This window comes from Paenibacillus sp. QJM3NY_38 (assembly GCF_056173265.1).
In genome coordinates this window covers 4,383,269-4,398,732 of sequence record NZ_CM149665.1, presented here as the reverse complement: position 1 = coordinate 4,398,732, position 15,464 = coordinate 4,383,269, and the positions used below count along the sequence as shown (strand labels likewise).

At 50.6% G+C, this 15,464-nt stretch carries 14 protein-coding genes and 1 riboswitch; of the genes, 12 read left to right on the top strand and 2 right to left on the bottom strand.

The features are described from left to right. Positions 1-441 precede the first annotated feature (441 nt). The 10 genes from AC0VZ8_RS20215 to AC0VZ8_RS20170 all read left to right on the top strand — a co-directional run bounded on the left by AC0VZ8_RS20215 (position 442) and on the right by AC0VZ8_RS20170 (position 11,499). The gene (locus tag AC0VZ8_RS20215) at positions 442-1,602 is read left to right on the top strand and encodes an ROK family transcriptional regulator (protein WP_220684710.1); all 1,161 of its coding nucleotides are present in this window, start codon (positions 442-444) and stop codon (positions 1,600-1,602) included. A 28-nt stretch (positions 1,603-1,630) separates the two neighbouring features. Beyond that, the gene (locus tag AC0VZ8_RS20210) at positions 1,631-2,635 is read left to right on the top strand and encodes an asparaginase (protein WP_194543403.1); all 1,005 of its coding nucleotides are present in this window, start codon (positions 1,631-1,633) and stop codon (positions 2,633-2,635) included. A 94-nt stretch (positions 2,636-2,729) separates the two neighbouring features. Continuing rightward, entirely contained in the window at positions 2,730-4,319 is a 1,590-nt protein-coding gene (locus AC0VZ8_RS20205) for a glutathione ABC transporter substrate-binding protein (protein ID WP_260065404.1), read from the top strand. A gap of 114 nt (positions 4,320-4,433) precedes the next feature. Next, on the top strand, positions 4,434-5,360 hold the full coding sequence (locus tag AC0VZ8_RS20200) for an ABC transporter permease subunit (protein WP_071220315.1): 927 nt from the start codon (positions 4,434-4,436) through the stop codon (positions 5,358-5,360). Between the two features lie 12 nt (positions 5,361-5,372). Then, positions 5,373-6,281: an ABC transporter permease gene (locus AC0VZ8_RS20195; RefSeq protein WP_071220316.1), complete on the top strand. Its 909-nt coding sequence runs from the start codon at positions 5,373-5,375 to the stop codon at positions 6,279-6,281. A gap of 15 nt (positions 6,282-6,296) precedes the next feature. Beyond that, positions 6,297-7,301 (top strand): ABC transporter ATP-binding protein, encoded by a 1,005-nt coding sequence (locus AC0VZ8_RS20190; RefSeq protein ID WP_071220317.1) that lies wholly within the window; start codon positions 6,297-6,299, stop codon positions 7,299-7,301. After that, positions 7,298-8,287: an ABC transporter ATP-binding protein gene (locus tag AC0VZ8_RS20185; RefSeq protein ID WP_475484209.1), complete on the top strand. Its 990-nt coding sequence runs from the start codon at positions 7,298-7,300 to the stop codon at positions 8,285-8,287. The genes AC0VZ8_RS20190 and AC0VZ8_RS20185 overlap by 4 nt, the downstream gene beginning before the upstream one ends. A gap of 46 nt (positions 8,288-8,333) precedes the next feature. Further along, positions 8,334-9,794, top strand: a complete 1,461-nt coding sequence (locus tag AC0VZ8_RS20180) for a leucyl aminopeptidase family protein (RefSeq protein WP_475484208.1) — start codon at positions 8,334-8,336, stop codon at positions 9,792-9,794. A gap of 29 nt (positions 9,795-9,823) precedes the next feature. Continuing rightward, a complete protein-coding gene (locus AC0VZ8_RS20175; RefSeq protein ID WP_475487728.1) occupies positions 9,824-10,510 on the top strand; it encodes a copper homeostasis protein CutC in 687 nt (228 codons plus the stop codon). 35 nt (positions 10,511-10,545) lie between these two features. Continuing rightward, a complete protein-coding gene (locus tag AC0VZ8_RS20170; RefSeq protein WP_071220321.1) occupies positions 10,546-11,499 on the top strand; it encodes an ROK family protein in 954 nt (317 codons plus the stop codon). A gap of 394 nt (positions 11,500-11,893) precedes the next feature. Here the strand turns inward: AC0VZ8_RS20170 and AC0VZ8_RS20165 are convergent, their stop codons facing one another. Further along, positions 11,894-12,421, bottom strand: a complete 528-nt coding sequence (locus tag AC0VZ8_RS20165) for a hypothetical protein (RefSeq protein WP_475484207.1) — start codon at positions 12,419-12,421, stop codon at positions 11,894-11,896. A gap of 258 nt (positions 12,422-12,679) precedes the next feature. Next, a riboswitch (cyclic di-AMP (ydaO/yuaA leader) is annotated at positions 12,680-12,810 on the top strand. Positions 12,811-12,813: 3 nt separating this feature from the next. Between AC0VZ8_RS20165 and AC0VZ8_RS20160 the strand changes: the two genes are divergently transcribed. Continuing rightward, entirely contained in the window at positions 12,814-13,290 is a 477-nt protein-coding gene (locus AC0VZ8_RS20160) for a C40 family peptidase (protein WP_071220323.1), read from the top strand. 225 nt (positions 13,291-13,515) lie between these two features. Here the strand turns inward: AC0VZ8_RS20160 and AC0VZ8_RS20155 are convergent, their stop codons facing one another. Beyond that, complete coding sequence (locus AC0VZ8_RS20155) at positions 13,516-14,790, bottom strand: stalk domain-containing protein (protein WP_475484206.1); 1,275 nt, start codon at positions 14,788-14,790, stop codon at positions 13,516-13,518. Between the two features lie 228 nt (positions 14,791-15,018). Between AC0VZ8_RS20155 and AC0VZ8_RS20150 the strand changes: the two genes are divergently transcribed. Next, on the top strand, positions 15,019-15,408 hold the full coding sequence (locus AC0VZ8_RS20150; protein WP_083397606.1) for a 2Fe-2S iron-sulfur cluster-binding protein: 390 nt from the start codon (positions 15,019-15,021) through the stop codon (positions 15,406-15,408). Positions 15,409-15,464: the final 56 nt, after the last annotated feature.

Here is a 15,464-nt window from a genome sequence, read left to right as displayed (position 1 = left end):
GCACCTGAAAACCTAGGACCCTACCGAAAATATGACATGTTTCTTCCAATTAAAGCCACCCGGGATGAAGAATGTTCCAATCATTCTTTTCTTGGGTGGCTTTATTCATGAGTTGAAAGGGCGGTGTTATCTACATTTTAGAAGATTCTGCGTCAAGTTGATGTCATATTGTGCGCGCAGCGTGGTCATTTGTATGTATACACGAGATTGAATTTCTTTCGCAAAATAGTGAAACACTTACATTTCCAGAAACAAAAAAATAATAATTTAAATGTGTCATATATATTGACACATTTACAAAACACGTTTTATTATTAATATCACTGGAGAATAAAAATAATAAACTTGATAATAATCACGGTTTTTTGATGATTTCGGATCGTTTTATTTGAAAAAATGATCTTATTAATCTACTGGTGAAATTAAATAGGGGATGTCTTCATGAAAAAGCATGATCAAGACTTTATGAAGCGGCAGAACAGACTCACAGTATTCCAAATCATCAAGAACGAACAGCCGATTTCAAGAGCAGCTATTGCCAAACAGACGGGAATGAGTCCGACAACGGTCAGCCGGATCGTATCGGAGCTGACGGAAGAAGGGTACGTTCACGAAACCGAAGAACAAGCCTCGGCCGGACGCGGAAGAAAGTCCTCCTTAATAAGACTGCTGGATACGGCGGTCATCTCGATTGGCGTTGAGCTTGATCGCCATCAAGCCAATATTGGATTCATCGATGTTCAGGGAAGCGTATTGTGCAGCGGCAGTTTTCCGAGATCGCCGGAGGATACGGCAGAAGCCACAGTAGCCCGAATTGCGGACACCATTGAAGAACTCATCTCGGAATGCGATATCGATCGCAGACGGGTGGTAGGGATTGGCGTGGGACTGCCGGGCATTATCGATGTTGATGCCGGAGTGGTCAATTTCTCGGTACAGCTTGGTTGGAAGAATGTGAGGCTTGCCGAGAGACTCAAGGAATTAACCGGGCTTCAATCGGTCGTAGACAATGAGCTGAAGGTAAAGGCATTGGCGGAGCAGCTTAAAGGATCGGCATACGGCTCCAACCGGACGGTCCTCCTTGGGTTCGGTAATGGCGTAGGCTCAGCACTGATCCTGGAAGGGGAGATTTACCGCGGGGTGACCAACAGCGCAGGGGAAATCGGACACACGACGGTGGACCCTGAAGGTATGATGTGCGACTGCGGAAAAGCCGGTTGCCTCCAAACCTATATCAATATACCGTCCTTGTTGTCGGAAGCCAGCAAGATTAAACCCGTTCGTACGATTGAGGAACTGTTCGCGGAAAGACGGGCTGGAACACGATGGGCGACCTATTTAATCGATAGAGCCCTTGCGTATATGGCGATTACGATTAATAACGTCGTCAGCATGTATAATCCGGACAGCGTCATATTGAGCGGCGAGATCCTGGACAAGTTCCCTGAAGTTTACGAAGAGATCACCGATCTGTGCTACTCACAGTATATCTGGGAACCGCTTCAGGATTCCTTTACGATTGTCCGCTCCGAGCTTCACGAGCATGGGGTCATCATCGGATCGGGACTTGTCGCGCAGGATCGTTATTTTCAACTGAATTAATTCATCTGGAGATCGGGGGAGCAACATCATGGGATTTGTGCCATTAGTAGAGGAATATCGCGGGAATGTACTGGAGAACATCCACTACGGAGCGATCAGTGTTGTAGACGAGAACGGTAATGTGGTTTACGCAGCGGGTGATCCGCATCATATGACTTTTCTGAGATCAGCGGCTAAGCCGTTTCAAGCCATACCTGTGATGAAACGCCGGATTGACGAAGTGTATGGACTAACTGGGGAAGAAACGGCATTGTTTGCTGCCTCCCACCGTGGTGAAAGCTTCCACATTGATGCACTGGAATCTATTTTGAAGAAAACCGGGATTCAGGAAGAAGCGCTTCACTGCTGCGCAACTTATCCACTGAACGAGGATGCCAAGGCGCAGCGCCATAGGGATCATGAGGACAAACGTCGGATCTTCCATAACTGCTCGGGCAAGCACAGCGGCTTGATTGCCCTATGTAAGCATATGGGCTGGGACGAGAGCACGTATTACAAGCCGGAGCATCCGGTTCAGCAAGAGATCATTGAGACGCTGGCTTATTTTGCCGAGGTTCCAGTTTCCTCGATCCCGCAAGGCATTGACGGCTGTGGCCTTCCCATCTTCGCGCTTCCGCTGGACCGTATCGGATACAGCTTCCTTAAGCTGGCTTGCCCGGATTTGATCGAGGACGCAGAGACGGCGGAAGCAGCTGCCAGAATGGCAAAACGGATGAATGAGTATCCGGATATCATTGCAGACACCAAGTTTGTGTGCTCAGCCTTGCTCCGGGACCACAATCTGACTGCCAAGGGCGGCGCCAAGGGCGTGTACGGCATCGGTCTTCGGAAAGAACGCTTGGCGATCTCGCTTAAAGTGTCCGATGGCTCCGAGCAAGTCTGGCCATGCATCATCGCTTCTATTCTGGAGCGCCTGGGTTACAGCGATCAGTCTACGATCGACCGCTTGTATGCGCTGGTTCCGAATGAGATTTTCAATGATGGCGGTACGCTGGTTGGGAAGCGACGCGCGGTGTACGAATGGAATGTTTAAGCTGTGAGGAACTCAAGGCGATCGGCAGGAAGTTATATGCTGAAGCGGCGAGTGAATCTATAGATATTCACTACATCAAAGGGGGAGTAAAACAATGAGATTCAAAGGTAGAACATGGTCACTGCTCATGCTGCTGCTCGCATTTACGATTGTTGCGGCAGGCTGCGGCGGAAACAGCGGAAGCGGCAAAGGGGCAAGTGAAGGCGGCGAAGAGAGCAAGCCGGTGACAAAAGATAACAAAGATGTTGTCATTGCGATTAACGCCAACTTCATTACGCTTGACCCTCACAATGCCGGAGACACGCACTCCATTTCCGGTGCACGCACGATGTACGAAGGTTTGATGGGCTTCAACGAGAAGATGGAACTCGTTCCTGTACTGGCTGAAGACTACAAGATCAGTGAAGACGGCCTGACGTACACATTCAATCTGCGCCAGAACGTGAAATTCCATGATGGAACGGATTTCAACGCAGAAGCCGTAAAAGCCAACCTGGATCGCATCATGGATGAAAAGAACAACCTTAGAATGCGTAAAAGCTTCTCTGCCGTCGCCGATGTTCAAACTCCAGATGACCACACGGTTGTCATCACCCTTAGCCAGCCGTACAACGCTTTCTTGAACAAGACCGCGATGGCGCTGATGATCAGCCCGAAAGCGCTCAAAGAAAGTGCTGACATCACGAAGAATCCTGTAGGTACGGCAGCATACAAGTTCAAGGAATGGATTCAAGGTGACCGCCTTGTTGTTGTAAAGAATGAGGATTACTGGCAAGAAGGTCTTCCGAAGGTGGACAGCATTACGTTCAAACCGGTACCGGAGAACGGTTCCCGGATCGCGATGCTGAAAACGGGCGAAGCGGACTTCATTTATCCTATGCCGACTGAGCAGGTGTCCGAAGTAGAAGGTGATTCCAATATCGTCATTGACAAGATCGATTCCACGATCGTTCGTTATATCACCCTTAACACCATGAAGAAGCCTTACGACGATCTGAAGGTTCGTCAAGCCATCAACTATGCAATCGATAAAGATGCTTACATTAAAGTTGTTAAATCCGGACTGGGCTCGAAGTTGAAGTCTTCCATGTCTTCCATGACACAGCACTATTCCGAGCAATCCGGTTATGATTACGATCTGGAGAAAGCAAAATCCCTCTTGGCGGAAGCAGGCTATCCGGACGGATTCGAAGCAGAGCTCTGGGGAGAGAATGATTCCGAAACGATGAAAGGCATGCAGTTCATTCAGCAGCAGCTGGCTCTTGTCGGAATCAAAGTCGACGTGAAATCGATGGAGGGTGCAACCCTGTCCGACCAGATTAACTCGGCTACGCCGGAAAACGCAAAAATTCAAATGTGGTATGTAAGTTGGTCACCTTCGTCCGGTGATGCTGACGGCGCAACCAAAGGTCTGTTCAGCAGCGAGTTCTTCCCTCCGGCTGGTTCCAATACCGCTTACTATAAGAACGACAATGTAGACCAATGGATCAAGGATGCCAACGCATCCGTCAAAGCTGAGGATGCAAAAGAAATCTATGCCAACATCCAAAAGCAAATCTGGGAAGATGCTCCTTGGGCATTCCTCGGGGTCGATCAGGTCATTACCGGCAAGAGAGCTTATCTTGAAGGCGTTAAAGCCCTTCCGGACGGATCGATCAGCGTGATCAACGCAGAAGTCAAATAATCAGGCAGCGAAGAGCTTGTTAAACGTATACCTTGTGGTGGGCCGCCTCTTGAATCAATAAGGAAGCGGCCCATCGTATTTTAAAAGCAGGCATGTTGAAAGGAGGCACATCCTTTGGGAAGATATGCAATTCAGAGGCTGCTGGGTGTTATCCCGCTGTTGTTCGTTGTATCCATTCTTGTATTTATGTTCATTCACCTTATTCCTGGAGATCCGGCACGACTTGTTGCAGGTAAGGATGCCACCCTTGAGGAGATCAACGGGATTCGAGAGCAGCTAGGCTTAAACTTGCCGCTATGGCAGCAGTATGTGAACTACATGAGTGATCTGTTGAAGGGTGACTTGGGTGTATCTGTTACTTCCAATCTGCCGGTAACGGACATGTTGGAAAGCCGGTTTTTCCCGACCATTGTCCTGACCTTTACCAGCCTTGGCTGGGCATTGGTTATTGGTCTGATCATTGGTATCATATCTGCCGTCAATCGCGGAAAATGGCCGGACTATATCGGAATGTTGACTGCAATATCCGGTATTTCCTTGCCAGGATTCTGGCTTGGTCTTGTACTGATTCAAATTTTCTCCGTTGAGCTGGGTTGGTTTCCAACAGGCGGTGTCGACAGCTGGCAATCCTATATTCTGCCTTCTTTTACGCTAGGGGCCGGGATTATGTCCATGCTGGCGAGATACTCCCGTACGTCGATGCTCGAAACGATGCGCGAGGATTATGTCCGGACCGGACGCGCGAAGGGTCTGCGGGAATTCGTCGTTGTCGGAAGGCATGCGCTGCGCAATTCCTTGATTCAGGTCGTAACCGTTGCAGGGCTGCAGTTCGGATTTTTGCTGGGCGGTTCGGTTATGGTTGAGACCGTATTCAGTATTCCCGGCATGGGGCGTCTCTTGGTAGATTCCATCGCGTTCCGGGATTACACCGTGATTCAAGCGCTTCTATTGCTGTTCGCAGCCGAATTTATCCTGATTAACCTGATTGTTGATTTATTGTACGGTGTACTGAATCCAAAAATCCGGTATGCATCGAAATAGGAGGGGGAACCCATGAGCGACAATTCAACAGTGACGGTCCATTCCTCCGTACCGGAGGATATGCTTGCAAAGAGCCAGGCAACTGGCAAATTCAGAGCGTTTACATCTAAATTCATGAAGCAAAAGCTTGCCGTAATATCAAGCGGATTTATCTTGTTACTACTTGTGCTGGCGGTGATCGGTCCGCATATCGTTCCGTATCCTCCGAATGAGCCCAACTACGATGCGATGATGCAAGGCCCGTCGGCTGCCCACTGGGCGGGCACGGATGAGTACGGCCGCGATATTCTGAGCCGCTTGATTGACGGAACACGGTTGACCATGGCGGTCAGCTTAAGTGCTGTATTCATATCCGCAGTTCTTGGCACGATTCTCGGCCTGATCAGCGGCTATTATGGCGGCTGGATCGACCGTCTCATTATGCGGGGCAGTGACGTCATGTTTTCCTTTCCTGACCTGCTGCTAGCCATTGGAATCGTAGCGATTTTGGGGCCGGGATTATCCAATGTGGTGATCGCGGTGGCGGTCTTTGGCACACCGTCGTTTGCCAGAATTATCCGAAGTGTAACACTCTCCGCGAAGGAGTCTTTATATGTAGAGGCGGCAAGATCGATGGGGGCCAAGCATAACCGGATTATATGGAAGCATATTTTTCCCGAGACGGTTCCCAGCATCATCGTCAACGTGTCGATGCGAATCGGCGGCGCCATTCTGGCAGCTTCTTCGTTAAGCTTCCTCGGACTCGGGGCCAAGCCGACAGAACCGGACTGGGGCGCTATGCTCAGTATGGGACGCGATTACTTAAGTATTGCACCGCATATCGTGTACTACCCGGGACTTCTGATATTCCTGACTGTGCTTGCATTCAATCTGATCGGTGACGGACTGAATGATGCCCTTGATCCGAAGACCAAAAACTAATAGGGGGGATAGATCGTGACGCAAACATTGCTTGAAGTAAAGGGTCTCAAAACGGAATTCAAACGCGATGGCTCATCGGTGCTTGCCGTAGCAGGGGTCGATTTTCACATCAATAAAGGCGAAGTGCTTGGACTCGTGGGTGAATCCGGATGCGGCAAAAGCGTGACCTCCCTGTCCATCATGAGACTTCTTAAGGATACGCCCGGCCGAATATCCGGGGGCTCGGTAAGTTTTGAGGGCAAGGATCTCGTACAAATGTCGGAAAAAGAAATGCGCCGTTATCGCGGAAACGAGCTGGCCATGATCTTCCAGGAACCGATGACATCCCTGAATCCCGTCCTTCGTATCGGGAAACAACTGGAGGAATCCATCATGCTGCACTTGGGATATAGCCGCAAGAAAGCGCGGCAGCATGCCATCGACTCCCTCAAACTAGTCGGCATTCCGCGGGCGGACGAGGTCGTGGATGACTATCCGCACCAATTGTCCGGCGGTATGAGGCAGCGGGTCATGATTGCGATGGCGATGTCCTGCAATCCGAAGCTGTTGATTGCCGATGAGCCGACCACGGCCCTTGATGTCACGATTCAAGCTCAGATCCTGGATCTGATGAACCGACTCAAGACCGAGCAGGAAATGGGCATGCTGCTCATTACCCATGACCTTGGCGTCGTGGCCGAAATGTGCGACCGGGTGGTTGTTATGTATGCAGGCAGGGTCGTGGAAGAGGCAACGGTTGAAGAGCTGTTCGAGAACCCTCAGCATCCATACACCAAAGGGCTCATTCATTCAGTGCCCAAGCTTCGACAAAAGGTACGCCGTTTGGAATCCATTCCAGGGAATGTGCCGGATCTGCGGAACATGCCGCAAGGCTGCAAGTTTGCTCCGCGATGTCCGTTCGTCATGGAGCAGTGCCTCTCCCAGGAGCCGGAGCTTCTCCCTGTCGCACATGATGAACATCGCAAGAGCCGCTGCTGGCTGACACAGGAAGGTCACACGAAGGGAGGAGAAACCGCATGAAAGAAACACCTCTATTAGAAGTAAAGAATTTGCAGAAATCATTCACGGTGAAAAAAGGATTCTTCGGTACATCCAAGCAGCTTCGTGCCGTGGATGGAATCTCCTTCGCGATCCATAAAGGCGAGACCTTCAGTCTGGTTGGCGAAAGCGGCTGCGGCAAATCGACCACCGGCCGCCTGGTGACCCGTCTGCTGACGCCGAATAGCGGCGAGGTGCTGTTTAACGGAACGGATATTAGCGGATACAACGAGAATCAGATGCGCCCGCTGCGCAAAGACATGCAGATGGTCTTTCAGGATCCGTACGCCTCTCTTAATCCAAGGATGAAAGTCAAAGAACTGGTAGCGGAGCCCTTGCTGATTCATACCAAGCTGAGCACCAAAGAGCGGGACAAACTGGCCTGCGAGCTTCTGGAAACGGTCGGATTAAACAGTTTCCATGCCGAGCGTTTTGCTCATGAGTTCAGCGGCGGTCAGCGGCAGCGGATCGGCATTGCCAGAGCGCTGTCCGTGCGTCCGAATCTAATTGTTGCCGACGAGCCTGTGTCCGCGCTGGATGTTTCCATCCAATCGCAGGTGCTGAACCTGCTGCAGGATCTTCAAGAGGAATACGGCCTGACTTATCTGTTCATCTCCCATGATCTCAGCGTGGTTGAGCATATCAGCGACCGAATCGGCGTCATGTATTTGGGAGCGCTCGTGGAGACCGCCGATAAAGATACGCTGTATGATCGCCCGCTGCATCCTTACACTCAAGCGCTGCTATCTTCGGTACCCGTTCCGGATCCGAAGCAGAAGAAGGAACGGATCATTCTGAAGGGTGATCTGCCTAGTCCGGTGAATCCTCCGACAGGCTGCCGCTTCCATACACGCTGTCCTTCCTGCATGGAAGTGTGCAAACAGATTACGCCGGTCTATCGTGAGGTTGAGCCGGGCCATCAGGTGGCATGCCATTTATATGACGATGAAATCATGAAAAACGCTTAACAAACGCTTAACAGCGATGATTCTCTTATAGAGGAGGGAAGGCTCGATGAACATCACAATAGATGAAGCTCACCTGGCAGATACTTCGATTTATGTGGTTTATGAGGGCGAGGAGTCTCATTTTCGTTTAACGGAATCTCGAAAGCAGCGCATGACGCTGACGTGGTTCTTTGGCCGCTCCGATCAAGAAGCGGATGATCTAATTGTCGGCATGGGGCAGCGTTCAAAGCTGACGTTGGAGCAAGTGCGCAGAACAGGCGCATCAGCCGCGAGAGCATTGCTCAAGGAGAATAAAACAAGCGCAGCGCTGATTCGCCCCTCAGTCCGCGGCGTCGGGGCATCTTCCCGGATTTCGATAGAGGATGAACTCCAGGCGTGGGTTGAAGGCTGGATGTATGGACTATATCAATTCAATAAGCATCGCGGGGTCACGGCCAATCTGCAATCCCTGTCTCTTCATCTTCGACTGGAAGACTGGGAGGGGCTTTCCCGTGAAGATCTGGAAGCCATTATACAGACGGCAGAAATCCGGATCGAAGGGACGCAGTTCACCCGTGACCTGGTGAATGAGTCTCCGGAAACGTTAAATCCGGAAGCGTTCGTAGCGGTTGTTGAGGACCGTTTCAAGAAGGCACCCGTTCAGCTACATGTGTATCGCGGACAAGAGCTCCATGATCGGCAGATGAACGGTCTGATCGCCGTGGGAGCCGGCAGCAAGCATGAGCCTGCCATGATTGAGATTGCCTATAATGGGGCGGGTTCCGAGAAGGAGAGCCCTCATATTATACTCATCGGCAAAGGTGTAACCTTTGATATGGGCGGTATGAACGTTAAAATCGGCCGAGACATCAGCGATGCTCGTATGGATATGGGAGGCGCTGCAGCGGTCGTGGGTGCCATGGATATTCTGGTATCGCAAAAAGCTCCGGTACGCGTAACGGCGCTGATCGCCGTTGCGGATAATTTATCGGGACCGGATGCGATGCTACCATCTTCCGTCGTTCATTATCCGAACGGTTTAAGCGTTCAGGTCGCCAATACGGATGGGGAGGGCAGATTGATCATTGCCGATGCACTGCTGCATGCAGCGAATCTTGGCGCAGATAAAGTGATTGATATCGCAACCCTCACCGGTAATGTCGGAGCCGCATTGGGCTTGGAGATTGCGGGCATCTGGGGCGACCCACAGATTACGGCCGATTTGGTTGAGATCGGTGAGCGTAATGGAGAGCGCGTATGGCCTATGCCGCTGATGGACGAGTACGAATCAGAGCTTAGAAGCGATTATTCCGATCTGAAAAATGTCGGTACGTCCACTTTGGCTGGCGCTATAACGGCTGCGCTGTTTATCCGTCATTTTGTGGCGGATTCCATGGAATGGGTGCACATCGATATGGCGGGCACGGTCCAGTATAAACGGGAATTCCCTCATTCCGCAGCGGGTGCTACCGGATACGGCGCGAGATTGCTCGCGGATTATGTGGAGAAGCAGTTTTCCCATGCATAAAGAATCAACTTCAATAAGGAGTGACGATGATGCTGCTTGAAATAATCGCAACATGCGTGGATGATGCCATCACAGCAGAGCAGAATGGCGCGGACCGCCTGGAATTGATCACGGCGATCACCGAAGGCGGGCTTACGCCGGGAATCGGGCTTGTAGAAGAGGTTGTGAAAGCCGTTCAGATTCCTGTTCATGTCATGGTCAGACCTCATAGCAGATCCTTTGTGTACAACGAACATGATATAGCTACCATGATCGCGGAGGTGAAGGCGATCCGCAAGGCAGGCGCAGCTGGCGTAGTAATCGGCATGCTGACTCCGGAAGGAAAGATTGACGAGGTCTCCTTAGTCAAAATGCTGGAATGGACAGGGGATATGCAGGTCACGTTCCACCGGGCTTTTGATGAATTGGAGGATCAGTTCGAAGGGCTGCGTACATTGCAGAAATACCGGTCGGTTACCCGCGTCCTAACGTCTGGCGGACCGCAGCCTGCACCGCAAGCCATCCCGAGAATTCGGGAGCTCGTGGAACATACGGAAGGAAGCGAGCTTAAAATATTGGCAGGCAATGGCCTGAAGTGGGAAATCATACATGATTTTATCGACCAGACCGGCGTGAGCGAGGTGCATTTCGGCTCCGCTGTCCGGTATGGCCGATCAGGGCTGAAGCCCATTGATCCGGTTGAGCTGCGATCATTGGCTGACAGCTTACATCAATAGAAGTAGCAAACCTATCGGAAACAGGTGAACAAAAATTGCAAACCGTATTGAATAAACAGCAAGAATTTGTGGTTGGCGTTGACCTTGGGGGTACGAAGATCGCGGCAGCGCTCTTTGATTCCGAAGGACAGCTGCTGAACCGGGAGCAAATGGAGACGGCAGGAGCCCGTACGGCCGAGGAAGTGGTTACGAGAATTACGAATATGATTCGCAGCGTCTCGGGCGGCCAATCGCTCCGAGGGATTGGCATGGCTTCGCCGGGAACGGTTAACAGCCGGGAGGGCATTGTCATTCACGGGACGAATCTGCCGCAATGGACGAATGTTCCCCTCAAAGCATGGATGGAACGTGAGCTGCATACGGAAGTTCAGGTGCTGAATGATGCTAATGCAGCCGCATGGGGAGAGTATGTAAGAGGTGCTGGAAGAGGGGCGACGAACATGGTGTACGTGACGCTGAGCACCGGTATCGGCTCAGGCATCGTGCTGGATGGGAAGCTGTTCCTGGGCAGCAGTTCCTTTGCTGGGGAACTGGGACACCATATCATTGATCCCAGCGGTCCGCAGTGCAATTGCGGCAGCCACGGCTGTTGGGAGGTATTTGCTTCTGGAACAGCCATCGGACTCGCAGCATCCCAGCGAATGCTTACCCAGCCAAGTGTCATATCAGAACTGGCTGCAGCTGATGCGGGAGTGAACGCCAAGCATGTATTCGAGGCCAAACGTCTTCAAGACCCCGTTGCAGTGGAGGTCATTGATCGTGCCATCTATTACATGGCGCTTGGACTGGTTAACGTCATTCACAGCTTTAACCCCGATCGCATCGTCATTGGCGGGGGTGTGAGCAGAGCTGGTGAGCTGTTGTTCCCGCAGCTGCGGGAAATGACGGATAAGCTGGTCATGCCGTCCTATTTAGGGACGTACGAGATCGTTCCTGCAGGACTTCGGGACGATGTTGGTCTGGTTGGAGCTGCGGCTTTGTTCCAGTAGCATAGGCCTGAAGAGAATGATACGAATAGGATCAATGATAAATAGATACCAGAAAGAGCGCTCGGAATGACGACGTAGTATCAAGTTACCTAGCTAAAGAGAAATCAACAAAAGCCGCCCTTCTGAGGGCGGCTTTCCAATTATTTATAGAGAGAGCGGGAAACGGAGCGATCATTTATTTGCGTCATAAGTCCGTAACAAGTAACAAGTGATAGGAGTGAACCGTAAACCGTCATCCGTTTGCACTTGAGTCGATTTTTTTGGTTTCTGGTTAGGTTTGTTTGTATCCGACAAACAATAAACGGTTGCTCGCACTTTCCCGCCCGCCGGCGGAAACCGCCGGCTCCAAACCCGCACGTGGGGTGACCTGCAGGCTTGGAGCCGGCGGCTGTCGCTATTCCATGTACTTGGATGCGTCAAACGTAATCAGAGATGTATGATTGGCATGCTCAATCAGCGAAGAGAGCTTGGTTACCTCGCGTTCCTTCTTGCGGGCTTGCGCCTGATAAGCCTCCGGATCATATAAGGCGACGTTGAACAGCGTTATGGCACCGTCTCCGCTGCCACGGCTGCTCTGGCGCTCCAGCTTCTTGCGGGAGCCGAGTTGGGCAAGCTGTCCAATATCGCTGCGTATTTGTTTGGCCAGCTCGATCGCTTCCATGATCGTAATGTCGGAGCCGTTCCAGGGAATAGTCTGCGTGGTATTGGAGATTGCCATCAGCAAATCCAGCTTCCTATAATCCGCCGAGGCCGCTTCGATTTCTTCCGTAATGGCATCCACGCTGCGCGTAGGGTATTCCGCCGTCTCCCCTTTTTCAATGATCGTGCTGCTATTGTTCAAGCGTTCCGACATCAACTGATTGATGAGACGGTTAATTGCTGCCCGGACAGCTAGTGCTTCTGCCATCGTTATTTGACTCATAAGTGATGGATCACCTCTTTAATTTCATTCTATTATGTAAACGTAAAGATTTGTAAAAAGTTGCTAGATTAATTAAAAAAGCAGCGCGAAAAGAAAAACAGAGTTACATAATTGTCATGACTGAGTGAGAGGGTGAACTAAAATCCGACCGAAATTCTTCATCATTACGACAGCTCCGAACATAAAACGATAGATTTTTAGGATATGATTGACAGCATCCTTGCTTGTATACTATATTAAGAGAAGGTTACAAAACGTTAATGAATTTTGCCGAATTTCGTTTGTGAAAACGGGGGAACCGTCTTGGGTGAATTACTCTTGTATAGAGAGTATAGGGAACCTTCAACCGAACCCTTAGCTAACTCCGTAGGCATCGAAGGAGAGAACATATTTTGAAGAAGTTTGTCATCACCTTGCTAGGGTCTGCAATTATTTTTTCTTCTGGTGCCGTTTCAGCATTTGCTGATCAACAACCGAATTTTCAGTATCAAGTGAAGCAATTGGTAGGAACTCCATACAAATGGGGCGGAACAACTACCAGCGGGTTTGATTGCTCCGGATTTATACTGTACATGTTTAGAAATTTCGATATTGATCTTCCGCGCACTTCCCAAAGCCAGGCTAAAGCGGGCGAACATGTGGATCGTGAAGATCTGCGGGTTGGAGATTTGGTATTCTTCAATACAAGCGGTAGCGGAATTTCCCATGCAGGCGTATACATTGGTGACGGACAATTTGCACATGCTTCCAGCAGCAAGGGAGTCAGAATCAGCAAGCTTAGCGATTCCTATTACGAGCCGCGTTATGTCACGGCACGTCGTGTTTTGAGTCAAGAAAACTATGCAAAGCTGGTAGGAAGCGCAAGCTAATTGGATAACGCAGCCATTTAGGGTACGATACATAACCAGAAAGCCTGACAAAGGGATGACCTTGTCAGGCTTTCTTTTTTAGATATTGGAAAGTATAAACTTCGAAGCTTGTGACTTTCTGATATCGCAAGAAAAACTTCTACTAACTGCGGTCTGTCATCTGTGAAGGTACGTCGATAGACGCTTTTCTTACTAAAAGCTATCATCCCACAAGGGGGTGTTCGGTTACTCCTTAACAACAGAGGCATTCACGGCAGCTTCCATTCCATTGTTATAGAGGCGGAACAAGCCTAGGCGCCAAAAAGCAGCACCTTTCAGGTCATAACGTTTGGCCAAGCCGAGTTTATCGTCCACGGAAGTGGCGGTTTCGCTAAATAGGCTGATGCCGAGGAGGAGCTTCTGCTTCGGGACGCCTGCTTGGAGTGCCGACTGAATCGCTTGGTCCACCATACTGTTCGGTTCGGGAACCTGAGATTTGGTTCCGACCGGATTGTACTGATAAGCCATAACAATCAGGTCATCGGCGATGGAGGCCAGTGTTTTGTAATCATAGCCTTTATAAGCGCTGTTCAGTGGCGGCACCGCTAAGGATAGGGCAATGTCATGGGGCAATGCTGTCTTCAATTGCTTGACATAATCATTGAGCAGCTTCTGCTGTTTCACCGCATCCAGTTTAAAACCGAGCCCTTCAAAATCAAGCACAACTCCGCCAAATCCGTTCTCCGCTACCGCGGCTGTGATGCCTTCAATGGACTTTTGGCGCAGGCTGCTGTCGCTCAGAACTTTGGTTAATTCACCATTTCCGTCCAAGGCGTAAACCATAAGATATGGTTTAATCTCCCGATCTGCTGCGTTTGCCACAATCGATTGCGGCGTAACGTCGCCGGCCGCCGCAGGCAGACGATACTCGTCGCCTTGAAGTGTAAACTGACCTTCCCGATCAATGCGGCTCCAGCCGAAGGCGACTGAATTCATGGAGGCTACGAGATCCCGCTCTTGGAAAGATTGCAAAGCGTAAAAGGCTCTCAAATGCATTTCGCGCTGCGGCGACACGAGGGAGACCGTGCGAGTCGCCTGATTCCAGCCCACATTAACGCCGAATTGGCTGCTGAATGAGCTCAGCGGAATCAGAACGCGGCCTTCCCGCTGGACAGGGGGAGCGGCCAGCTTCACTTTTTTACCGTTGACGGTTGCGCTCGAGCTCCCGACTTGAAGCAGCACTTCCGTCGTTTGACCCTTCACCTCGCCAATGGCCTTCACGGTTTGCGTCTTGCTATTCCACGTGATTTGAATGCCCAGTGCTTCTCCAACCGTCCGGAATGGAACGTAGGTGACCCCTTTGTCAACCCGCGGAGCCGTATCGAAGGTTAGCGTAACGTCATCCAGCTTTACCGATATGGCAGGCTCTGCATGTACCTGGCTAACATGGGGGGTGATGCCGAGCAGGGATAAGGCAAGAACGGCAGCAGCAGCTGTTTTTCCTATTTGTTTGTGCAGCATGCTTATGTATTTCCTCCGATCCATTAAAATAATAGAATGATTTCATAGAATATGGAATTGGGTCTAGCATACGTTAGTATAGCAAAATTTTCATAGAGTTCCAATTCCATGATGTCAATGTCATAGAATCGATAAGAGTAAGCATGTTGAATTTTTAAACTTTCCAGTATAATAAATGAAGGATTTGATACATAACCTGATGATGACATGCATAGGGGGATAATACGGGTGTTTAAATTCTGGAAGAAGAAAAAGGGCGGGGATAGCGGAGACAAAGCCTCGATCCCTGCAGCGGAAGAGATGATGGAAGCCGTACCGGATCCGATCATTGAACTTGCAGGCCGTGAGGTTCGCCGCAGCGTGGCGCCTGTTCTTGGCATGACGGTGCTTGATCTGGCCGAGCGGAATGAGGTGGACTGGAACTCTTTTTGCAAAAGAGGAACTTGTGCGCGCTGCCGCTGCATGGTGGTGGAGGGAATCGAATATTTGTCCGAGCCCAGTCTGGCCGAAGAGCGGCGCCTGGATCCAGAAGAAATCGAAGAAGGCTACCGACTGGGATGCCAGAGCAAGATCGAAGCTGTCGGTCCCATCAAAATCAAGCATGCCCCATACTTTTGACGACATCGAAGGCAGATTGCCGTTCATATTTAAAAAGCAGGCAGCCGTACCACAAC

Excerpts from the sequence above, each read along its gene's own strand:
- AC0VZ8_RS20215 (WP_220684710.1), top strand. The coding sequence starts at position 442 with ATGAAAAAGCATGATCAAGACTTTATGAAGCGGCAGAACAGACTCACA.
- AC0VZ8_RS20210 (WP_194543403.1), top strand. The coding sequence starts at position 1,631 with ATGGGATTTGTGCCATTAGTAGAGGAATATCGCGGGAATGTACTGGAG.
- AC0VZ8_RS20205 (WP_260065404.1), top strand. The coding sequence starts at position 2,730 with ATGAGATTCAAAGGTAGAACATGGTCACTGCTCATGCTGCTGCTCGCA.
- AC0VZ8_RS20195 (WP_071220316.1), top strand. The coding sequence starts at position 5,373 with ATGAGCGACAATTCAACAGTGACGGTCCATTCCTCCGTACCGGAGGAT.
- AC0VZ8_RS20185 (WP_475484209.1), top strand. The coding sequence starts at position 7,298 with ATGAAAGAAACACCTCTATTAGAAGTAAAGAATTTGCAGAAATCATTC.
- AC0VZ8_RS20180 (WP_475484208.1), top strand. The coding sequence starts at position 8,334 with ATGAACATCACAATAGATGAAGCTCACCTGGCAGATACTTCGATTTAT.
- AC0VZ8_RS20175 (WP_475487728.1), top strand. The coding sequence starts at position 9,824 with ATGCTGCTTGAAATAATCGCAACATGCGTGGATGATGCCATCACAGCA.
- AC0VZ8_RS20165 (WP_475484207.1), bottom strand. The coding sequence starts at position 12,421 with ATGAGTCAAATAACGATGGCAGAAGCACTAGCTGTCCGGGCAGCAATT.
- AC0VZ8_RS20155 (WP_475484206.1), bottom strand. The coding sequence starts at position 14,790 with ATGCTGCACAAACAAATAGGAAAAACAGCTGCTGCTGCCGTTCTTGCC.